At 61.3% G+C, this 20,661-nt stretch carries 24 protein-coding genes; 8 read left to right on the top strand and 16 right to left on the bottom strand.

From position 1 onward, the window contains the following. Nucleotides 1-62 precede the first annotated feature (62 nt). Nucleotides 63-557 carry a DinB family protein gene (locus KF691_12615; protein MBX3390283.1) on the top strand — a complete coding sequence of 165 codons (495 nt, stop codon included), beginning with the start codon at nt 63-65 and terminating at the stop codon, nt 555-557. Here the strand turns inward: KF691_12615 and KF691_12610 are convergent. Beyond that, nucleotides 554-1,627, bottom strand: coding sequence for a threonylcarbamoyl-AMP synthase (locus tag KF691_12610; GenBank protein ID MBX3390282.1), 1,074 nt, complete (start codon nt 1,625-1,627; stop codon nt 554-556). The two genes, KF691_12615 and KF691_12610, sit on opposite strands and share 4 nt — an antisense overlap. A gap of 162 nt (nt 1,628-1,789) precedes the next feature. Between KF691_12610 and KF691_12605 the strand changes: the two genes are divergently transcribed. Beyond that, nucleotides 1,790-3,367: a hypothetical protein gene (locus tag KF691_12605; protein MBX3390281.1), complete on the top strand. Its 1,578-nt coding sequence runs from the start codon at nt 1,790-1,792 to the stop codon at nt 3,365-3,367. 12 nt (nt 3,368-3,379) lie between these two features. Here the strand turns inward: KF691_12605 and KF691_12600 are convergent, their stop codons facing one another. Beyond that, nucleotides 3,380-3,847, bottom strand: coding sequence for an META domain-containing protein (locus KF691_12600; protein ID MBX3390280.1), 468 nt, complete (start codon nt 3,845-3,847; stop codon nt 3,380-3,382). Between the two features lie 63 nt (nt 3,848-3,910). Here KF691_12600 and KF691_12595 point away from each other — a divergent pair, with 63 nt between their 5' ends. Further along, nucleotides 3,911-4,351, top strand: a complete 441-nt coding sequence (locus KF691_12595; GenBank protein MBX3390279.1) for an SRPBCC family protein — start codon at nt 3,911-3,913, stop codon at nt 4,349-4,351. 39 nt (nt 4,352-4,390) lie between these two features. Here the strand turns inward: KF691_12595 and KF691_12590 are convergent, their stop codons facing one another. Next, nucleotides 4,391-4,972 carry a TerB family tellurite resistance protein gene (locus tag KF691_12590; protein ID MBX3390278.1) on the bottom strand — a complete coding sequence of 194 codons (582 nt, stop codon included), beginning with the start codon at nt 4,970-4,972 and terminating at the stop codon, nt 4,391-4,393. A 122-nt stretch (nt 4,973-5,094) separates the two neighbouring features. Between KF691_12590 and KF691_12585 the strand changes: the two genes are divergently transcribed. Continuing rightward, nucleotides 5,095-6,297, top strand: a complete 1,203-nt coding sequence (locus KF691_12585) for a hypothetical protein (protein MBX3390277.1) — start codon at nt 5,095-5,097, stop codon at nt 6,295-6,297. A 3-nt stretch (nt 6,298-6,300) separates the two neighbouring features. Here KF691_12585 and KF691_12580 read toward each other — a convergent pair whose 3' ends face one another. After that, on the bottom strand, nt 6,301-7,191 hold the full coding sequence (locus KF691_12580) for a hypothetical protein (protein ID MBX3390276.1): 891 nt from the start codon (nt 7,189-7,191) through the stop codon (nt 6,301-6,303). 455 nt (nt 7,192-7,646) lie between these two features. Here KF691_12580 and KF691_12575 point away from each other — a divergent pair, with 455 nt between their 5' ends. After that, the gene (locus KF691_12575) at nt 7,647-9,587 is read left to right on the top strand and encodes an NHL repeat-containing protein (protein ID MBX3390275.1); all 1,941 of its coding nucleotides are present in this window, start codon (nt 7,647-7,649) and stop codon (nt 9,585-9,587) included. Between the two features lie 4 nt (nt 9,588-9,591). Here the strand turns inward: KF691_12575 and KF691_12570 are convergent, their stop codons facing one another. Further along, the gene (locus tag KF691_12570; GenBank protein ID MBX3390274.1) at nt 9,592-10,044 is read right to left on the bottom strand and encodes a hypothetical protein; all 453 of its coding nucleotides are present in this window, start codon (nt 10,042-10,044) and stop codon (nt 9,592-9,594) included. 85 nt (nt 10,045-10,129) lie between these two features. On the opposite strand from KF691_12570, the gene KF691_12565 reads away from it, so the two are divergent. Then, on the top strand, nt 10,130-11,731 hold the full coding sequence (locus KF691_12565; GenBank protein MBX3390273.1) for a sulfatase: 1,602 nt from the start codon (nt 10,130-10,132) through the stop codon (nt 11,729-11,731). A gap of 27 nt (nt 11,732-11,758) precedes the next feature. Here KF691_12565 and KF691_12560 read toward each other — a convergent pair whose 3' ends face one another. The 6 genes from KF691_12560 to KF691_12535 all read right to left on the bottom strand — a co-directional run bounded on the left by KF691_12560 (nt 11,759) and on the right by KF691_12535 (nt 16,497). Continuing rightward, nucleotides 11,759-12,436 carry a DUF4190 domain-containing protein gene (locus tag KF691_12560; protein ID MBX3390272.1) on the bottom strand — a complete coding sequence of 226 codons (678 nt, stop codon included), beginning with the start codon at nt 12,434-12,436 and terminating at the stop codon, nt 11,759-11,761. A gap of 78 nt (nt 12,437-12,514) precedes the next feature. Further along, nucleotides 12,515-13,414 carry a phage holin family protein gene (locus KF691_12555; protein MBX3390271.1) on the bottom strand — a complete coding sequence of 300 codons (900 nt, stop codon included), beginning with the start codon at nt 13,412-13,414 and terminating at the stop codon, nt 12,515-12,517. A 160-nt stretch (nt 13,415-13,574) separates the two neighbouring features. After that, nucleotides 13,575-14,300 (bottom strand): hypothetical protein, encoded by a 726-nt coding sequence (locus KF691_12550; GenBank protein MBX3390270.1) that lies wholly within the window; start codon nt 14,298-14,300, stop codon nt 13,575-13,577. A 256-nt stretch (nt 14,301-14,556) separates the two neighbouring features. After that, nucleotides 14,557-14,973: a hypothetical protein gene (locus tag KF691_12545; GenBank protein MBX3390269.1), complete on the bottom strand. Its 417-nt coding sequence runs from the start codon at nt 14,971-14,973 to the stop codon at nt 14,557-14,559. Nucleotides 14,974-15,018: 45 nt separating this feature from the next. Next, nucleotides 15,019-15,990, bottom strand: coding sequence for a fatty acid desaturase (locus tag KF691_12540; protein ID MBX3390268.1), 972 nt, complete (start codon nt 15,988-15,990; stop codon nt 15,019-15,021). A 327-nt stretch (nt 15,991-16,317) separates the two neighbouring features. Further along, complete coding sequence (locus tag KF691_12535; GenBank protein MBX3390267.1) at nt 16,318-16,497, bottom strand: DUF2726 domain-containing protein; 180 nt, start codon at nt 16,495-16,497, stop codon at nt 16,318-16,320. A gap of 178 nt (nt 16,498-16,675) precedes the next feature. Here KF691_12535 and KF691_12530 point away from each other — a divergent pair, with 178 nt between their 5' ends. Next, complete coding sequence (locus KF691_12530) at nt 16,676-18,136, top strand: methyltransferase domain-containing protein (protein ID MBX3390266.1); 1,461 nt, start codon at nt 16,676-16,678, stop codon at nt 18,134-18,136. A gap of 98 nt (nt 18,137-18,234) precedes the next feature. Here KF691_12530 and KF691_12525 read toward each other — a convergent pair whose 3' ends face one another. The 5 genes from KF691_12525 to KF691_12505 all read right to left on the bottom strand — a co-directional run bounded on the left by KF691_12525 (nt 18,235) and on the right by KF691_12505 (nt 20,095). Then, nucleotides 18,235-18,645, bottom strand: a complete 411-nt coding sequence (locus KF691_12525) for a hypothetical protein (protein ID MBX3390265.1) — start codon at nt 18,643-18,645, stop codon at nt 18,235-18,237. 120 nt (nt 18,646-18,765) lie between these two features. After that, nucleotides 18,766-18,993, bottom strand: a complete 228-nt coding sequence (locus KF691_12520) for a type II toxin-antitoxin system HicB family antitoxin (protein ID MBX3390264.1) — start codon at nt 18,991-18,993, stop codon at nt 18,766-18,768. Beyond that, the gene (locus KF691_12515) at nt 18,990-19,244 is read right to left on the bottom strand and encodes a type II toxin-antitoxin system HicA family toxin (protein ID MBX3390263.1); all 255 of its coding nucleotides are present in this window, start codon (nt 19,242-19,244) and stop codon (nt 18,990-18,992) included. Before KF691_12515 ends, KF691_12520 begins: the two co-directional genes overlap by 4 nt. Beyond that, complete coding sequence (locus tag KF691_12510; protein ID MBX3390262.1) at nt 19,241-19,816, bottom strand: hypothetical protein; 576 nt, start codon at nt 19,814-19,816, stop codon at nt 19,241-19,243. The genes KF691_12515 and KF691_12510 overlap by 4 nt, the downstream gene beginning before the upstream one ends. A gap of 159 nt (nt 19,817-19,975) precedes the next feature. Then, entirely contained in the window at nt 19,976-20,095 is a 120-nt protein-coding gene (locus tag KF691_12505) for a hypothetical protein (protein ID MBX3390261.1), read from the bottom strand. A 95-nt stretch (nt 20,096-20,190) separates the two neighbouring features. Here KF691_12505 and KF691_12500 point away from each other — a divergent pair, with 95 nt between their 5' ends. Beyond that, the gene (locus KF691_12500) at nt 20,191-20,565 is read left to right on the top strand and encodes a hypothetical protein (GenBank protein MBX3390260.1); all 375 of its coding nucleotides are present in this window, start codon (nt 20,191-20,193) and stop codon (nt 20,563-20,565) included. The last annotated feature ends 96 nt before the right edge of the window (nt 20,566-20,661 follow it).

The following is a 20,661-nucleotide window of genomic DNA, read 5'->3' as shown; positions in this document are numbered from 1 at the left end:
CGGGCCGAAGGCCCTGTCGGGGGGCCCAACAGTAGACGCCGACGGTTCAAGGAGTCACGACCATGTCCACTGCGCAGCGGGATCACGCTCTTCATTCGCTCGCCTTCGCTCACGCCTTGACACAGAAGGCAATGGCCGATTTTCCCGAGGGCAAGCTCACGCACCAGCCCTCACCGACGGACAACCATGCGCTTTGGACCATCGGCCACCTCGCGACGACCTACGCGTGGTTCAAGTCCTGCTTCGATGGCGTGATGCATCCGCTTCCCGATTCCTATAACGCGCTCTTCGGCATGAAGAGCAAGCCGAATCCCGAAGCAAAGAACTATCCCTCGCTCGCAGAACTGAAGAAGCACTTTGATGCTTCGTACGACGCGTTCGTCGCCGCGGCGAAGAAACTCTCCGACGCCGATCTCGCCAAGGCGCCGGCGGTCGAGACCGGCGGCTTCTGCAACGACAAACTCGACGCGCTCGATCGCGCAGCCTGGCATGAAGGTTGGCACTGCGGCCAACTTTGCGGCGTGCGCAAGTCGCTCAATCTGCCGAGTGTTTTCTAGCGTTCGCTCGTCGCCCTCTTCAGTCGATCCCGCACCGCCCGCCACACCGGGTTCTTGCTTTCATCCGGGGGGGTCACGATGACAATCAGCTCCCCATGCAGCGCATCGGCTTCGCGCAGCGCCGCGTAGAGCCGACGCGCATACCCGCGCGCGTCCGCCGGCATGCGGAGGACATGTGCTCTCTGAATCCCCCTCCCGGAGGGAGGGGGCTTGGGGGTGGGCGATTTCTGAAGCCGCTCCCCTGAGGGAAGGGGTTCGGGGAAGGGTGAATCCGCCTCAGACTGGTGCGTCATCACGACGCACACTCCGCGCACGCCATTCACAACTTTCTCGACCTCGTCCGCATCCACCATGATCGCCTTTGTTCGCGGCGCATAGTGGGAGCCCAATTGTCCCGGTGCCTCAGCGGGCGTTGATGCCGTCGGCGAAGCGCGAATGACGCCGCTGTCCGCGCACTCGACATTTCGTCCCAGCACTTCGCCGATCAGCGCGGCATCGATCAAACCGCTCCGAAGCACCCGCGCGCTTCCCCCGACCACCGACACAACCGTGCTCTCGATTCCCCCCGTGCACGATCCACCATCGAGAACCAGAACGTCGCGCTCATCGAACGCATCGCGGACATGAGCCGCCGTCGTTGGCGAGACAAAGCCGGAGATATTCGCGCTCGGCCCGACCAACCCGCTCCCAAATGCTTCGAGGAGCGCAAGCGTCAACGGGTGCGCCGGACATCGGACCGCTACGTTCGGTCCGCTCCCGGTCACGACGTCGGGCAACGTCGAAACCTTGGGCACAACAATCGAAAGCGGCCCCGGCCAGAACTTCCTCGCCAGCTTTTTCGCATCCTCCGGCCATTCTGCCGCGACCGATTTCGCCATTTCTTCGCCGGAGACGTGGACGATCAGCGGGTTGTGCGCCGGTCTCCCTTTCGCCGCAAAGACTTTCCGCACCGCTTCTTCGCTGAAGGCATCCGCGCCCAGCCCGTACACGGTTTCGGTCGGAAAGGCCACCAGCCCGCCGCTCCGAAGGCGTTCGACCGCCTGGGCAATTTGTTCGGGGCTTCCGTCCACGGTCGCGAATGCTCCAGTTCGTGCGCAAGTCTTGCCGAAATCAATACATGGATTCGTTGGTTGGTGTTTACAAACCAACCGGCAATCCCCGCGTAAAGTACTCCCCGGTCGGACCGAACGCCGATCGCCAGCCCAGCATATTCGAGCAGAACGGAGTCTCTCATGCTCTCCCGATTTGATCTCACCCGTGCCGGTATCGTTGCAGTCGCCGCGGGGCTGCCCGCGTTTGCGATCGCGCAAGTGAAAGACGTCGCGTCCTATCAGGCCGTGATCGTTGCTCCGTCTGCCGACGTCCACTCGGGAGATACGTCCGTCTTCTACAGAGTGGGGGCGCTGCAGGAAGGCGCGGTCGTGCTTGTCGATGGCGAGAGCGCCAACTGGTCGCGCATCAGCTACCCCGCAGACTCCTTTGCGATCGTTCGCGCCGAAGACGCGACCTACGACCCCGCAACCAAGGAACTCAAGCTCAGCAAGCCGAGCCGTCTCTTCGCCGGCAACAAGACCTCGGGCTTCGCGGGTAGTTGGAAGGCGCTCCTCCCGACGACGCTGCCTGTCGGCACGAGTCTGAAAGTTCTGCAGGTTGAAGAGGGTGCTGCGGGCTCCGGTGCGGTCGCCTACCGCGTACCGGTCCCCGCCGAAGCACGCGCGTTCACCGAATCAAAGAATCTGCGTAAGGCCACGCCGGCAGAAGTGAGCGCGTTCCGCGCCAAGGGCGGAACTGTGGCCGAAGCGGGCGCAGCTTCACCCACTCCGACAGCCGAGCCGGTCGCCGCGGCACCGACAATAAACACACCCGCAGCTTCCCCACCCGCGAGCGCACCCTCGAGCACGCCCTCGACTCCAGCTGTGGACAACAGCCTCGTTACGCCCATGAACACCAGCGGCACAGCCGGCGCTCCCGCGTCGTCGTCTCCGGCACCAACCGAACCCGGCACAACAACGCCAGCCCCGGTCACGATCGATCAGAGCACAACCAACGCCGGTTCGACGCCGGCACAGGGCACGCCCGGATCGACTCCATCCACCGCCTCGGCACCCGCACCCGCGGCTCCGGTCACCGCAAACATGCGTGCCGCGGCACGCATCAAGGAGCTCGATCAGGCGTTCGACCGAGTCAATGCGCAGCCGCTGGGCGAGGCCGAGTACGAGACTCTGATCTCCGAATACGAGCGCACGCTGCAATCGCTTTCGGGCCAGATCACCCCCCGCCAGCGCACGCTTCTCGAGCAAAGGCTGAACATCCTCAAGTTCCGCAAGGATCTGCGCCAGCAGCAACTCGCGCTCCTGAACGACAGCGGCACGGTGCAGCAGCAGAATCAGCAGGTCTTGCAGAATGTGGCTCAAGTCGAATCAACACGCGTTTACAGCATCGTCGGCCAGTTGCAGCCGAGCACGGTCTACAACGGACAGACCCTGCCGCTGATGTACCGTATCCAGAGCGTCGGCACCAGCGTGCCCCGCACGCTCGGCTACATCAAGCCCGATCCGCGCTTCAGCTTCAACGACAAACTCGGCCAGATCGTCGGCGTCATCGGCGATTCGTCGATGGACAAAGATCTGAAACTGAACGTGATTACACCCGTGCGCATCGACCTGTTGCAGGGTGTTCCGATGCAGCCGACACCGCAGCAACAGGCGCCGGTGCAGGTCCCCTCGGCGCCTTCCGGACAGCAGTTGCCCCCGGTTGTGATTCCGGATTCGCCGCAGCAGCAGCAGCGCGTGGTCGAGCCGACCAAGTAACTCGCGATCGCGTCACGAGCCGCCGCGAACAAACTGCATGATCTGCGTCGCTCCGTCGGTGAGCGTCAGCTTTGACCCGTCGATCTTGAAGTTGCGCACTCTCCAGAGCGCGTCAAGATACTCGCGCTCCAATTTCATCGCGTACTCGGGGCCGGCCATCATGGTCGTGCCGGTCGGTGAGAGTTTGAAATCGCCTTTCGAAAGTGCATCAAGATCGATCTTCGACATCAACCGATTGACACCCGCAAACCCCGACACGCTCCCGTCAGCGCTGATGTCGAGCGTCGGTTTCTTCACCGGCGCATCCTGCGGCACAAGCTGCATGAAGCCCTTGTCCCCGATCGAATCCAGAGTCCAGGTCCCTATGACCGATTCGATCGCTTTCGATTCCGCAACGTTTTTGGAAACCGCATCCGACTCGCATGCCGCAACCGCGGCAAGCAAGAAGCAGCAGAACGCCGACAGGAAAGCAGTTCGCATCGGTACCTCCTCGATGCCTTGAGCCTATCACGTAGGCGAATCCGAATCGGTCGCCGGCGGCGAATGCTTCTGCGTGACCACGCAATCTTTATCCTCGAGATCTCGCAGGAGCTTCCGCTCCCGCTCGACTCGGTCTTCCCGTTTTTCGCAGCGCCGGAAAACCTCGAGGCCATCACGCCTCCGTGGCTCAACTTCCGCATTCTGACGCCCCGCCCGATTCAAATGAAGCAGGGCGCGCGGATCGATTACAGCATCCGGCTTCGAGGAATCCCGCTCCGCTGGCGGACGGAAATCACGCTTTTCGAACCGCCGCACCGCTTTGTCGATCTTCAAGTGCGAGGCCCGTATTCATTTTGGGAGCACACGCACACATTCGCGGCGACTTCGACGGGCACGCGCATCATGGATCGCGTTTGTTACTTGCCGCCGAAAATTCCTCTCTTTGCAACTCTGCTCGAGCAGCAGCGCATCCCGCAGTGCCTCCTGCAAACACCGGCGCATTGAGACCAACGCGATCACTCGTTCACTTGCAAGCCGCGAAAATCAGACCGTCAGTTCTTTTCGAATAGCTTCGATCGCCTTCTTTTCCGATGCGCTCTCGGTGAAGAAAACCTTGAGGATCCCGCCGCTGGCTTCCGCGACCTGGTGCGCGTATTTCAGCAGATCTTCCCGGAACGTGTCGAGTTCCTGCTTGCTCAAGGTCTTGCGCAGCTCCGCCGCGTACATCTTCCAGAGCGTCCGCCCGTCCGGAGTCGGTCCTTTGTTGAGCCAGTTCTTCAGGTGCGCAAGCACTTCGCTGTTCCGCGGAATGCCCTGCTTCGCCGCCGCGCTGATGACCGCGTCGGCCTCCGCCTGATCGAATGTTCCGTCCGCCCACGCGACCTCGACGAGCGGGAAGAGCTTGAACGCCGTCAGCATTTCGCCGTTCATATTGAGCCGAACGACACGATCGAGGAATTCATCGTTCGTGATTCCGGTCGCTTTGGTGATGGCATCCTTGGCCATCTTGTTCTCGAAGATGCCGCGAAGCTTGTCCACCATCTGAACGTCGCGCGTCCGAAAATAGCTGTCTTCAAGGCTCTGTCCGCGCTCCTTAAAGGCATCATGCGACTGCGAGAAACTCATCTCAAGACTCCTTGCTGGCGCCGGCGGCGCGAATTCGACGAAGAGCTTTCCAAACCCGGGGGGGCGTGATTCTACCGGGATTCGGACGTGTTTGCCGCTGGCAAATCGATTACCATGGCCGCATGACCATTCTCCTTTGCGCAATCCTGCTGCTCGCGGTGCCGGAGCCCAAACCGGCGCCGGATTTCATCGACATCGTCACGACAAATTTCACCAAATGGGATCTCAACCACAACGGGTCCCTTTCGCCGGAGGAGATCGATCGCCTGGTGATCGAGCCGAGCATCAAAGGAGACGAAGCCGCGGCGATCGGCGCGATCAAGACCATGCTGCGGCTCGGATATTCCGTGCCTCCGATGACCCTTGACTATTTCAAGCAGTCGGCGCCGAAGGCGGAGAAGACGGACGACGCCACGGCGGAAGGACGCCCCGAAGTGCGCTACTTTGGAGGGCCGAATTGGAACAAAGGCTTCGAGATCGCGCGCAAACGCATCGCCGATCCGAATCGCGATCTTTTCCGATACCCGACGGTGGATCTCAAGCAGTTCAAGCAGGGGATGCTGGGCGATTGCTACTTCGTTTCGATGATCGGCGCGCTCGTGAACAAGCAGCACGATGCGGTGCGCCGGATGATCGCGATCCAGCGCAACGGAATGATCAAGGTCAGCTTTGCTGACAACGAAACGATCGTGATCCCTCCGCTCACCGATGCCGAAATCGCGACGTCCTCCACGACCGGCGAAGAAGGCACTTGGGTCGCGGTTTTCGAAAAGGCGTTCGGAACGCTCCGACAGGCACAGTTTCCCGAAGTGCACAAGGAAGGGGTCGCTTCCGACGCGATCGCCTTCGGGGGCACGATGCTCACCACGATCCGTGTGCTCACCGGACACGAATCCGAGCAGTTCCTGATCAAGTCCTCGGTTCAGGTCTCAGGCAAAGGCGAATACAAGTTTCAGCTCCGCGCTCAGCCTCAGGAAATCACGCGGATGACGCGCGACAAGCTCAAGAACGCGCTCTCGAAAAAGAAGCTTGTCGGAGCCGGCACCTATCCCGAAGCGCAGCCGCCGGGAATTTCCAGCCGCCACGCCTACGCGATCATCGGCTATGAGCAGCAGGGGGATCAGGTCGTCATCTGGAACCCGCACGGAAACACGCACAAGCCCAAGGGAGCGCCCGGGCTTGAGAACGGATATCCCACCGAGAACGGCATTTTCAAGGTTCCGATGAAGGACTTCGTTCAGATCTTCGGCGCGCTCGAGATCGAACTCGACATCTCCGCAACGACCACGGGCGTTCGCAGCGGCAAGACCAGTGGCGGGCGTTAGCGCTCACTTCTTCTTGTCGAACAAGCCGGGAATCAGGTCGGTCGCTTTCTTCGCGGCGTCGTCCACCGCTTTCTTTCCCTGTTCGACCGCTTCGGTCACTTTGCCCGCGCTGAGCTTTTCCAGTTCCTTCGGGTCGGCGAGCACTTTCATCCCCAGCTTGTCGAGTTGACCGAGATTCGCCAAACCGCCCTGCAATTCGCCAAGGATTTCTGTCGGCAGAATCCCGTTTCCTTTTTCCGCAGCCGCGGCCAGCACCGCCTGCACGATGATCGATGAAAGCTGCGAGAGCGTGACCCCGCTTCCCCCGACTCCCGAGCCCGTCTGGCCGACGTTCTCAAGCTTCACTTCCTGAATCGGGATCGTCACCTTCGTGAGATTGCCGATCGCACCAGGTCCGCCGACAAGATCAACACCGACCTTGATGTTCTTCAGCGAGAGCTCGTTGATGACAAATTTCTTCTCGTTGCCGCTGCTCTTGGAAGGGGAACTGCCCGAACTCAACTTCGACAGATTGTCGAGGATAACCGAGTAGTTGGCCTTTCCGCCTTTCTTTTCGAGAGAGACATTCAGGTCGTCGAGCGAGAGGTGGGGGAGCCGCACGGTCGACTCGCGAAGCGAAGAAAAAGAGACCGCGACGCTCCCGTCCCCGAGCGACAGAAAGGGCGAAGACCCATACCCCGGCGGATTCGCGACGTTCAGGCCCGACATGCTGAACGTGCCGCCGAGGATCCCGACGTCGGCCGAGTTGAGCGTGGTGGGGACTCCGAGCGCGTACGTGCCGCCCGATTCGATCGCGCGCTTGGCAATCGAATCAATGGAATAGAACGCGAAGACGACCGCTCCGATCACGAGCAACACGAGCGCGAAGACGACCAGCATCAGTTTCTTGATCATGTGGATTGCTCCCCGTTTCAACGATGATACACGCTGCCGGTACGCGTGAGCACCAAATCAGGTCAAGAAAGATCGGCGCCGCGCCCGGCCGCCTGCGCTTTTCGGTGCACGCCAAACCCGAAGCGCTCTGTTACTCCGTCGCGCGGAGAATCCGTCTACACGATTCAGATGCCATCACGCCGAATTGAGTCGCTTCGCTTACCGCAACATCGATGTCCGAAATTCGTTGACGCTCCGCACGCCAAAATGATCTTGTCTTCATTTTGCGAACGCCGCCAATCAAACCGCAGATCGCCTTGACTGAAACGGCTTCGCCAAGTAGATTTGAACTTAGATCCATATGCGAGGCGGCCGCTCTTTGGCCCCTTTGTTGCTCTCTTCCTGCGAACCCCGATCACCTGTTGGGGGCGGCCAAAGCATTCTGCTTCACACAACTCGAAGCGCGGAGGTGTTCGATGAGACTATTTGTAGCGGCGATGGCGTTGCTCCTCGCGAATGTGGTGTTCGGCCAGGTTCGAGCCAGCGCCCCGGACATGCAGATGGTCCACGGGCGCGTCCGATCCGGAAACGCGCCGATTCCGTTCGCATCGGTCACGCTCTACCTCGCCGGCAAGCAGAAAGCCGCAGGGGAGCAGGCTTTGGGCTGGGCGATCGCCGATGGGGCCGGTAACTTTTCGATCGAATACACGCCTTCTCCTAATCGAGGCGATGTCTTCTATCTCGTCGCCGACGGTCCTCTCCCGACGGTCCGTCTCGCCACGGTGCTGGGCACGCAGCCCTTCCGCGGACTTGCCACGATCAACGAGCGCACCACGATCGCCACGGCAATGGCAATGGCTCAGTTCATCGACGGAACATCGATCGGAGGAAAAGGACCCGGCCTTCAGAACGCCAGCGCGACGCTGCGCAATCTCGTCGACATCCGCACGGGAAACGTCGGGCATGTTCTCGCGACCAAGCCGAACGGATCGCTCACTACCACGATGGCGATGTTCAATTCTCTCTCCAATGCGCTCGCAGGCGCTGTGCGCGGAATCAATACGGCGGGATTCTTCCTCGCCGCGGCACCTCCTGGCGGGCCCGTCCCCCTCAACACGCTCGACGCCGCGATCGATATCGCGCATAACACCTGGCATCATCCGCTGGCGCTCTTCGAGCTCTCTCTCGCAACGCAGCCCTATCAACCTTTTCTCGACCAGGCGCCGGTGACTTGGGCGCTCGCGCTCAAGTACGACGGGAACGGCCATGAATTCGACGGGCCCGGCGCGATCGCGTTCGACGCACAAGGAAACGCCTGGGTCAACAACAACTACGGCTTCCGAAACAATCACTCGCTCCCGACCTGCGGCAGCAAAGTGCTCTCGAGACTCACCCCCAGCGGCCAAGACTTCCCCGGCGCTCCCTACAACGGTTTCAGCGCCGGCGTCGACGGCGCTGGCTACGGGATGGCGGTCGATCCCTTCGGGCAAGCGTGGGTCGGCAACTTCGGCTTCTTCGGCTCCACATGCCCGTGTCAGTTCGCGCCGGCCGCCAATAGCGTCTCGCTCTTTAGCGCGACTGGAACACCGGTCAGCCCATCGACCGGCTACACACAGGGTTGCGTCGCCGGTCCGCAGGCCACCGTTTCTGATCACGGAGGGAATATTTGGATCGCCAACTCCTGCGGCGGAAGCGTGACGCGATACGCGAACGGCAACCCCAACACCAATTGGATCTTCGATTTCACCAGCAATCAAATCGTCGACGAGTGCCTCGGAATCACCGATGTGAAACCTTTCGGGATCGCGATCGACCACGCAAGCAATGCGTGGGTGACCCTGAATGGACAGGACACTGCGGTTCTGCTCTCACCGGCCGGAGTTCCGCTCGCACATGCCGCGTCGGACGCGCAGATCACGGCCCCGATGGGCATCGCGATCGACAGTGTCGGCGACGTGTATGTTTCCAATTCGGGAATCATCCACGTTCCGTGCTACGAGTGCGGCGACACCATCGATTCCATCTACGGTCCTCTTCTCCCCGATCTCGATCACGCCTCGGTTTCCAAGCTCTCTCCGACAGGAGCGACGCTCGCCCGGTTCACCGGCGGCGGCATCTTCATCCCCTGGGGCATCGCGGTCGATGGCGACGATAATATCTGGGTCGCCAATTTCGGCGGCAACCGCGTCTCCGCGTTTCACAACGACGGAACACCGATCGCCCCATTCGGGTTTCACAGCGATGCGCTCCAGCGCATCACCGGTGTTTCGATCGACCCGTCGGGGAATGTCTGGCTCGCGAACAACTGGCTCCCTCTTCCGGTGCAGACCAATCCCGGCGGAGACGGAGTCGTTGTATTTGTTGGGATCGCGGCGCCGGTGAAGACGCCGCTGCTGGGGCCGCCTCAGCAGCCGTAACTTTTCACGCTTCGCTGTAAAACCCGCCGCCCATGTCTTTCAGTTTTCCCGCGCGCACGAGCGCTTGCCAGATCTGGTCTGGGAATCCATCGGGCGGCTTGATCGCGTCAATGTCGGAGTGTCGCCCTCCGGACGTGTACCGCCCGCCGAGCCTCGATTCATCCGCGAGCCGGCTCACCTTGATCCGCTTGTGAAACGCGCGCATCGCCGCGTCGAGTTCGGACGCGGGAAACTCCGGGATCGGCGTCGCCGCGGCAGCATCGACCTTCCCTTCGATCGCGTCGATCAGCGCTTCGAGCCCGTCGAGGTCGCGCGCTTTGACCACTTGCTCGACGCGGACGCCGTCGCTCGTCAGGCGCGCAAGCAGACGCGATACGAGCGCCCACGATTCCGCGGCATTGCCCTTTCCGGCCCGCAGCTCTTTCGAAACCGACCGAACTTTCTCGAGCACATTCATGCCGGAGCATAGAGGCGGTGACGCTGGCTCGACGGCGATGACAGCGCCTGTACACTCCATGTCGTCAGACGCGGAGGTTGCACCGATGAAAACATCCTTCGAAACAGTCGGCGTTTCCGTTCGGCGACGCTGCTCCCGGGTGCTTCTCGCGGCATTCCTGAGCGTGGCGGCCTGCTTTGCCGCGCGCGCACAAGCTGCAGGCGGAGCGGATCGCCCCAACATTCTCTTCATCTTCTCGGATGATCATGGCACCCAGGCCATCAGCGCCTACGGATCGCGCATCAACCGCACGCCGAACATCGACGCCATCGCGCACGAGGGCATGCGTTTCGACAACTGCTTCGTCACCAACTCGATCTGCGGCCCTTCGCGCGCCGTCATCATCACGGGGAAGTACAGCCATCTCAACGGCTTCTATCACAACCGAAACAAGCTCAATCCGGATCAAACGATGGTCTCGCGCCTGCTCCAGCAGGCCGGATACAACACCGCGATCATCGGCAAGTGGCACCTCACGACCGATCCGCCCGGCTTCGATCACTACGAAGTGCTCAACGACCAGGGCACCTACTACAACCCTGAGATGTTCCGCGACGGACAGAAGGTCCGCTACACCGGCTACACCACCAACATCATCACCGATCTCGCGCTCGACTGGCTCAAGGACGACCGCGACAAATCCAAGCCCTTCTTTCTGATGTACCAGCACAAGTCGCCTCACCGGCCGTGGGACCCCGCTCCCGAATACTTCAACGTCTACGAAGATCAGCTCATTCCCGAGCCGTTGCTGCTGCTCGAAGATCTCTCCGCCCGCGGCACGCCCGCCCGCCAGTCCGACATGCAGATCGGCGAAACGCTTGATGATCGCGATCTCAAGTTCATCCCGCCCGCCGAACTCAACGCCGAGCAGCTCGCGGCATGGAACGCGGCATACGTCCCGCGAAACGCACGCTTCCGCGACTCGATGCTCACCGGCGACGCACTCATCCGCTGGAAATACCAGCGATTCATCAAGGACTACCTGCGCTGCGTCGCGGCAATGGACGACGGAATCGGGCGCGTGCTCAAGTATCTCGACGACTCGGGCCTCTCAAAGAGCACGATCGTCATCTATTCCTCCGACCAGGGCTTTTTCCTCGGCGAGCACGGTTGGTTCGACAAGCGATGGATGTACGAAACATCGCTCCGTACTCCGCTTCTTGTGCGCTGGCCGGGCGTCACTCCGCCCGATTCGTTCTGCAACGCGATCGTTTCCAACCTCGACTTCGCGCCCACATTCCTCGATATCGCCGGCGCGAAAATTCCCGACGACATGCAGGGCCGCTCACTCGTCCCGCTTCTCCGGGGTGACAATCCGCCCGACTGGCGCACAATCTTCTACTACCACTACTACGAGTATCCGGGTTGGCACTTCGTCCGTCGCCACGACGGCGTGACCGACGCCCGCTTCAAGCTCATTCACTTCTACGAGCCGGATGTCAACACCTGGGAGCTCTACGACGTGAAGTTCGATCCGTTCGAGATCAACAACCTGATCTCGAATCCCGAATACGACTCGGTCAAGAAGCGACTCATGCATCAGCTCGAAGAGCGCCGCAAGGCCCTGAAGGTCACCGATTCGGATCCTCCCGAATCCGACATGGGCGACTTCCCGCCGCGCACGCGGATCAAAAAGCTGGCGCCGTAATTCGGCCGAGCAGCGAAGCCGTGCTTGCTACTTGCTCGGCAAGATCCACGGTTTGCCCGTGTCGGTCGTAACGTCTTTCAGGTTCGGAAGGATGAGACGCCACTGTTCAGGAGCGAGAAACTGCACGCTCAAGTCACCGAATCCAACATTCGTGCCGGACCGGTTGAGCGCGGGATTCTCGAAGAGCAGAACCTGCTTGCCGTCGAATGTGCTTTTCTGGCCTCCGACGTACAAGTATGAGGGCTCGCCGGGAGTTGCAGAAGGCGATTCCCACACCGCAGGATCGACTATCTGGCCGAGTCTGACGCGCAGATCCGCGCCCACTTCAGGGAACGCGTCGTGGTTCTCGTCTGCATACACCATCAGCGCCTGCGAGATCGAGCGTATCTGCGTGCCGCTCTTGATCTGCCTCGCCGCCTGCCGCGCCTTCCCGAGCGCGGGTAGCATGATGCCCAGGTAGAAAAAGGACAGCACGCAACCAAGTACGAGCGAGGCACCCCCGACCGAAATCCCGGCGATCGCCAGGCCCTTGCCGCCAAACTCGCTCGGTCTGTTGTTGGCGCGTGTGAGCGCAATGATGCCCAGAATCAATCCGACCAGACCAAAGAGCGGAAAGCAAAAGCCCAGGAGCGCAAAGACCAAAGCGGTAATCGCCATCCCGGATTTCAGGCTCATAGGCGGCGGGCTTGTCGGAACATCGCTCATCTTCAGCACTCCCAATTGTGAATCTCTGCACAACGTGCGAAGAGACTAGCAGATTCCCGCGGGGCCTGCCCGCCCTGATCACCAGGCGCTCTGCGCCCGGACCGGGCTGTCATCTTCGCGCTTGGGGACGCCTTCGCCACGCGCGTCCTCCGCGAGTCGCGCGAACACGCGGGCGCACGGAAAAAAGTTCACTCCTGCGCTCGGGACCGCAATAAACGACTTCTTCTCTCCCGCCGCCGCGATGTGCATGTGCCCGTTGTGCATCCAGACCTGGCTGAGTTCGCTCCACCGAACCAGCGTCTGTTTCCGCTTGCCGCGCTTTGGCGTGATGCCGTCCCGCGAGACCTCCGCACTCTTGCACCACTCGAACCTTCCGCGCTCCGCAAGCTCCTTCTCGATGCGCTCGGCGACGTGGATCTCGATCGCTTCGCGCACGAAGTCCATCTCGTCTTCACCCTCGAACCGGCTCTTCAGAAACCCCTTGCGCTTTTCCTTGTGCTTGCCTCCATACGAAAACTTGCGCCCGTCCTCCATCCACATCGCGACCGTCATGATCGTGCCCGTGTACACCCCGTTGTGATAGTGTCGCACCAGGTTGTACATGAAGCGATCGACTTCTTCGTACGCAAACTCGTCCGTACGGCGCGGGCCTTTCCGCACCAGACCGCTCTCGTAGAAGTCGTAGGAGTACAGGATCTTGAACGCCGAGAGCAAAGCGGCGCCCAAGAACACGGCGCCGATCAGCACGCTCGGAAGCCACGACGGCGTATTCGGCGACTTCGACGACGCCGGAAGAAAGAAGCCGAGCGTCATGAGCCCGACGCCAAACAGCGCGGCAATCACGGCGAAAACCAGCCGCGCATAGAAGCCGGCGCCGCTGACGCCGCGGCTTGTGATGAATTCGCCGAAATCGCGCCCGGGCACTCCGCACCTTGGCGTGTCGTCCGCCGAAATCTTTGCTTGTTCGTTCGCGTCCATTCTCTGCCCCGGTTTGCGCCGCAACGCGGCAGCAGCAAAGAATAGAACAACGCGAATCGTGCCGCGAATGCAAGACCTTGCTCGGCCCGCTTGCCCCGAGGCTTACCCATCACGCACTTCCGAATCGTGTGCACGCTCTCCGGCTGCCGCACTCGATCCATCATCCGCGCCGGCGACGAACCCCAACAGCGCCGGCGATGCCCGCCAGCGCGAGCGCACCGGGCGCCGGGATTACGTGCAGCGTCCCCGCAAAGTCGATGAGATCCGCGTCCGGTGTCGCGGTGTTCACTTCTTGTGCGCCGTTGATGAGCAGATCGTGATACCAGAAGCTCTGCGTGCGAGAATTGTTGTGGAACATGATGGTGCGGGTGCCGCCGGCTTGGCCGATCGTCATCACGCCGGTGCGGACGATCCATTGAAGCTGCGGTGCGCCGCCGGAGCTTGGGCAATAGGCCGCAAGAGCGCCACTCAGCAGCAGATTCGCCGCAAACGAAGTTGGCGCAGTGGTTCCCAGGATGGTGTTGCCGCTCGAAATCGAGTTGGACAAATAGGCCGCGTTCCCGGCGGACATCGATCCTCGAAAATGTGAGCTGAGCAAATCACCGTTCGCTCCCGAACCCCAGTTCGTGAGCACTTCGGAGCCCGTGATGCGCGCGAACGCAACGGCCGGTCCTGTTCCGTTGACCGTCGTCACCTGTGTGCCCGGAGAGGCGTACGCGACCACGCGGAATCGGACCGTTGCCGATCCGGTCGTGACATCGACCGTCCGGTCGTTGCCATACGTTGCCCCGTCGTCGGAGCTGAATTCGTAACTAAATCCGAACGATGCGTGCGCACCGGCGGCGATGCCGCCCGCGGCCAAAAAGCCAATGACAAACGTCTTCATGTCTCTCCTCTCGTTCCCAAAGTGCAATTCAGGCGGCGGAAGCCTGTCCTCGGCAGCATACAAGCCTGGCCGTTGCGACGCAACACTTCTTGAGACTTGTTCCCGCGGTCTGAGCGAGCGCTTGACAACATCCGGGCGCGATAACTCGACACAGGCCCTTTGTTGTGTCCCGCGCGGAGCGCAATCCGCCTCTCCGTTGCCCTTCTCAACCACCCGAGTTGAAGAGAGGGTATTCGCTACGCCCGGCTGTCACCCGTCAACCACCCGTGTGGCGATTCTCGGCCCAAGCATCCTCCAGCGCGGCGCCCTGGTCGGCATTGAGGAATCCGATCCCGCGGAACGGGCTGCGCCAAACCTTCCACGAAGCAATGACCTCGCAGCGGAACGGATCGCACCGAATTGAACGCGATGACGCCGCCACGACCCGCATCCCGCAATCGGCACGCAGCGGCTGAAAATTCGGATGATCGCTCGAATGACGCAACGCGCTTTCGACGCAGAGCCGGCCACATAGCGCCGGCACCGGCCGCTCGTGAGCTAACCGCGTGACCACCCAGATCACATCGCCGCGCTTCAGCACCTGCAATTCGATTCCGCCCCACAGGTCGAGCTCGTCAAGGCCTTCGTGGCGCTCATCCTGCTCGCGCGACGATTCAAACACGATGCAGTGCATAACGACCGCCTTTCCGCGAGTCGTTCGCGCGATGGATTGAGTTCCTCACCATGGTCGCTTCTTGGCGGCGATGCGCACGCGATCCGGCTTCCGAATTTCGCTCGCGAGCCCTACCAATTGCAGCCCACGAATGAGCAGGTAACTGAGATCAAACTCCCACCAGCGAAGCCCGTGGCGTGCGCTCGTCGGGAAGGCGTGATGGTTGTTGTGCCAGCCCTCTCCGAGCGCAAGGAATCCGACGATCGGGTTGTTCCGGCTCTCGTCGCGGCTTTGAAACGGGCGCGTTCCCCACAGATGGCAGATCGAATTCACGCTCCACGTCACGTGGTGCACCAGCAGTATCCGCACGAGCCCTCCCCAGAGAAAACCCAGCAGCACGCCGCCCCACGACATCGAGATCAGTCCTCCGAGGATCGCCGGAAGCGCGAGACCGATCAGCACCCAGAGCACAAACTGTCGATCCGCCAGCGCGATCGCGCGGTCTTCGCGCAGATCGCGCGAGTATTTCGCCAGGCCCGTCGCGGCGGGGCCGAACAGCCAGCCCAGGTGCGCGTGGAACGCGCCGCGAACGGTCGCCAGGACTCCATCGCCCCACGAACCGCGCGGGCCCATGTGCGGCGAGTGCGGATCGTGCTCCGTGTCCGAATGCTGATGGTGTTTGCGGTGTTCGGCGCACCAGCGGATCACCGGGCCCTGCACCGCCATCGAGCCCGCCGCGGCAAACAGATATCGCAGCACCGCCGGAGTCTTGAACGATCTGTGCGTGCACAACCGGTGGAAACCGACTGTGATGCCGAGCGCGGAAACAACGGCCATGCCGAGAAGAATCCAGACATACAGCCACCCGAATGCCACGCCCCAAAGAAGCCCGATCGCCGCGCCCAGGCCCGCAAACGGCAAGAGCACCGTCGTGAGATTGATGGCCACCAGGCGCCGGCGCGCCCATCGATGCGGAGTCTCACCACCCGGTTCAACGAGCGGTGAGCATGCTTGTTCGATCGCTGGCGGTCTTTGCATCGGCGCTCCATCAACCTCTGGAGACAAGGGGGACGCCGGAAGTCAGCCGAGTCGGGGGTTGCTGGAACAGCATACGGATGCTCCGAGCGCAACGTTCAAATCTTTCAACATCTTGAAGTGATTCGACTGCGTCAACACCGATTCGCATCGCGCCAGCGGGCGAGCTTTCTCCGATTTCAGCGCGCAACCATCTCCAGCGACGCCAAAAGGCAGATTCGCTGAAATTATCCTGAGAATCGCCTGCACACTGCCCGTGCGCCGAGTGCCGAGCAGAAATGCAAGTTTCAAGAGAATCGACGGCCGCTGCCCGGTGGGAATTCGCCATTGTTAGCAAATCGCGAAGAAGTCATCCCCCGCCGCGGCGGGCACTCGCAAAAACGGCACGCCCGCCGCACTCAGGGCCCGGTTCACGAAGTCGACGCGCTCCCGCCTGTCCTCGCGGCGGTGTGAATTGTCGTCGAGTTCGATGATGAGTTGGGGGGCGAAGGTGTGAGGATCGCTGAGCACGAAGTCGACGGATTTGCGGTCGATTTTGTCTTGTTAGGCGCGCCACAGCGCGACGCCCGGGCGGGGGCAAATGAACTTGCAGAGTTGGACTTGGGGGAAAATGCGCGAGCGGTCGTCGCGCGAGATCGAAACTTCCCATCGGAACGTATCCTTTGAGACGCCCTCGGAGTCGCCCGCCATGTCGCTCACCGCCAACCCGCTTGCCGCGCTGCGTGAGCGATTGGTGCGACTTGAGTTTCACGTCCGGGGCCGTGTCGGCTTTCTCAACTCCGAGCGCGGCACGCCCGAACAGCGCCTCGAGAACCTTCTCGAAGCCACCGACGACGGCGCACCAATCTCCACTGCGCTCCGACTCTTCACGCTTGGCGTGCCTGTTTCAACGGCCCAGGCCGCGGCGAGCGTCGGCCCCGAGCTCGTCCCCGCGTTGGTCGAAGCCGGACTACTTCGTCGTGAAGGAGACCGCGTCCGTTCGACGGCGGCGATCTCCTTTGTGGGGGAGATCGCCGCGGCAGAGGATTTCACGCCTCATCGTCCGGAGGATGACGTCGATGACTTCGTCGCGCCGATCGCGCTCGGCAGCCGCATCCTCTCGCTCTTCAGCGTACCCAAGCCCGGCGGCGGGGGCCGGCTCCTGGAGATCGGCACCGGGCAGGGGTATCCGATCACCGCGGCTTCGCCGGCATTCCGCTCGGCCATTGGGACCGACATCAGCCCGCGCGCGATCGAGTGCGCCCGCATCACCGCCCAGCTCAATGGACGCGGCAACATCGAATTTCGTCAGGGGAACCTCTTCGAGCCGCTCGATCCAAAGAGCGACGTGTTCGATTCGATCATGGTCAATCCGCCGTATGTGATCGTTCCGACGGACGATACGGGCGCGGTCGCCGGGGGCGACGCGACGCTGACGGAGCAGATCGTTCGCGGGATTCCGCCTTTCCTGGCCGAGGGAGGGTTCGCGACGGTGCTTGGCAATTGGGGGCACGCCGGCGAGGCAGATTGGGCGCACCCGGTGCGGGATTGGGTGCAAGGGTCGGGCTGCGACGCCATGGTCATCCGGTTCAGAACCGAATCACCTCACGCGTACGTGCAGACGTGGCGGCGCGAGTTGAGAACGTTGCGGCCTTTTCGAGAACCGGCGCCGGTGGCGTCGTGGCTCGAAATGTTCCGTTCGATGGGCGTGGGCGCGATCACACTCGGTCTCATTGTCCTCGGCCGACGCGCCGGCAGGAATTGGTTCCATGAACTGACGCGCAACACCGCCGGCATTCAGCCTGGCGCGGGCGCACAACTTCGCCGGGTGTTCGCGGCACGCACAAGGCTCTTCAACACCGCGTCGCCTGCAGATCTGCTGGCACAGCCTGCGCAATTGGCGCCGTGCGAGTTGTCGGGGCGGCCCATGCCCAGGGGACCCGGAGAGTGGGGAGTATTCAACGGCACGCTCCGCCAAACCGAAGGCTGGCCAGAGCCGGTCGCGGTCGATCCGTTAGCGCTCGCGATATTGATGGGCACAACCAGCCGCAAACCGTTGCACGCCGTGACCGCTGCCGCGGCAGAGGCCAAAGGCATGAGCCCGAGCTACGCCCAGGAGATGATCCGGAATCACGTGTCACGCTGGTTCGAACTCGGGTACCTGTCGTAATCGTGAGGGGGGTGGCGGTGGGGGTGGGCGTGGGGGGCAGTCAGCAAGAAAAAACCCTGCGGATTCTTTCTGCAACGAATTCCGGCTCAGCAAAAGCATTACGTCAGATCGGCGGGGCGATAAATCTCGTGGAGGTAGCCGGGTAGCGGTTCGCCGCTATGAATGCGGAGTTCGAGCTGGACCTCGGTGCCATCCTTGTCGTAGATCGCGCCTTCGCCGTCGAGAGCGGCGAACAGGTTGAAGAACGCGCCGTGCAAGTGTTCAGCGATGGTGTTGCGCAGCGCTTCCAAGAGTTGCGGGTCGGTGTTGACCCCCAATTCCGCAAGGCGTTTGTGCAACGTCTGAGCAGATGCGACCGGGTTGAGAACCAGCGGCGTCTTGGGATCAAAGGGATTTGGTTGCGTTTTGGGTTGTCCGGTCTTGACGAAAGCAACCGTTCGATTGACTTCGGAGCGAATGCCTTTGTTGATGGTGTGAAAGAGAGCTTCTGCGGCGGCCTTGGAATCCATATGGAACTCCTCGAGAGTTGCACAAGATATCAATGGGCAGCGGGGATGGCCGTGCGGGTAGATGCGCATTAGAAGTGGGAGTCGTTCAACTCCTTGTTTGGGCTCGGGAGGAATTCAAATTTACGAGGCGATCGCGTAGTGCACCGGGCGGTAAAGCGCCTTCGGGATAGGGCGTTTTCTTGCACGAGCGGTCTCAAGCCAAAGCCGCATTGCGATCTGGACTTCGTGAACCGCTTCTTCCGGCGTCGCGCCGAACGCGGAGCAGTACTCCAAATCAGGAATGTCGGCGATGTACCCGCCGTCTTCCTTGCTGAAAAATACGTTGATGTGGTACTTGGGCTGCTTCATGGCCGTTCGATGCGGAGACTATACGCATCGACGAGCTGGAGCAGTTTCTTGATCTGGTAGGGCTTCGCTTGGCCACCGTAGTCCTGAAGGTTCAAGTGTTTTGGGACCTTTGGGTGGACGTAAATCCGGTGGCTGCCGCCGTCATGTCGGTCCAATTCGAAGCCCAGAGCCTCGATGAGTCGAACGAAGTCACCGAAGCGCACGTTGGCGCGATCAGTCTGGATGCGGCGAAGGAGTTTGTCCGGTTTCACGGAGTGAAGTCCTCAGCGATGGAATGCAGAAATGCTGCAAGTCGCTTTGCCTCGGCTTGCTTGAGATCTCTGGGCAGGTTTACCACCCTGACAATGAGATCTGGCCGCAGCGGGAATTCGTATTCAAGGCCACTGGGCGCACTCGGGGAGGGCGGCAGCACGCGGGAAACGTGATTGTGTGTTACGCGGTTTTCAGGTCGCATGGCCGACTTACGATTTGCGGTTACCGATTTCGTTACGACAGATTTCCCTTCTCCGCGCGCCTTCGGCATTTGAAACGCGACGGGATCATCCGTGTAACCGATGAAAAGCGAAAGAGATTTCTCGAGCCTGCTTCGATAATCCCGAAGCGACTTCGGTGAAACCTCTGGATTCAGATTGGCGAACCGACGCATTGCCGCTTCCACGTCAACCGTCCGCACATCCTCTCTTTCAAGCGGATCAAGAGACCAAAGCACCCGCTTTGAGTTGCTCTTCATTACCGAGATCGTGGCTTTCGGAATCCAACCCTTGTTCCCTGCTCGATCAATGAATTCGACGAGCTTGTCGGCCGAATAGTCTTGCGTAAGCATGGCGAACGATACCGCATTCAACGGTCGGCGACGGCCGTTTCTAGAAAATCAACGACACAACAACAGACAGAAAGGCGTAAATCCAGTAATGGCATGAAGTTGCGCCTAGAGAAAATTTCTGAAAAAGTGTCGGGTGTTGTCGAATGTGGTGGAGCGTCGTCAATCCCCCTGATCCAACACTGCCATAAACGCTTCCTGCGGGATCGTCACGCTACCCACGCTCTTCATCCGCTTCTTGCCTTCTTTCTGCTTTTCGAGGAGCTTGCGCTTGCGGCTCACGTCGCCGCCGGAGCAATCGGTTGCGCCACTCCCCAGCGTGCATTCATGATACCAAGCGCCGGATGCGGCCGGCGTTGCCGATATTCTCTGTCTCTGTGTTCATCCACTTCGGCGAAAAGACCGGTCGGTTCAAGGTCGGGCGGGTTGCGGCATTCTGCCCGATCTGCCGCGATGTGGCCGTGCATCGGCTGGTGAGCGTGCGGAAGCAGATGCATGTGCAGGGGCTCGGGATCGGCCGCGGCAAGGAGCTGCACGAGGAAACGACTTGCGAGGTGCGGGTGATCACGATTCCCCCGTCGTCCGCTCCTCTCTCGCCTTCCGCTCTTTCAACTCTTCGCCCGTTGCCAGACATGAAATGTCTGGTTCACGACCACACCCCCAAAAAGACATTTCCACCAAATCCCATCCTTGCCTCTATCCCTGTCGCGTCAGCGACACAAATCAACCTCTTTTCCCGCGGCACGCTCTGAGAACTCACCCCGCGCGCAATCCGCTCGGCGCGCCGCTCTCCACCGCCCCGTCCGGCTCTTCCCCACCTGTACGCTTCCCCTTTGCCCCTTTGCCCC

Source organism: Phycisphaeraceae bacterium (assembly GCA_019636555.1).
Lineage (GTDB): Bacteria > Planctomycetota > Phycisphaerae > Phycisphaerales > UBA1924 > JAFEBO01.
Note: the sequence above shows the minus strand (reverse complement) of the source record. Positions and strands in the feature narration are given on the sequence as shown.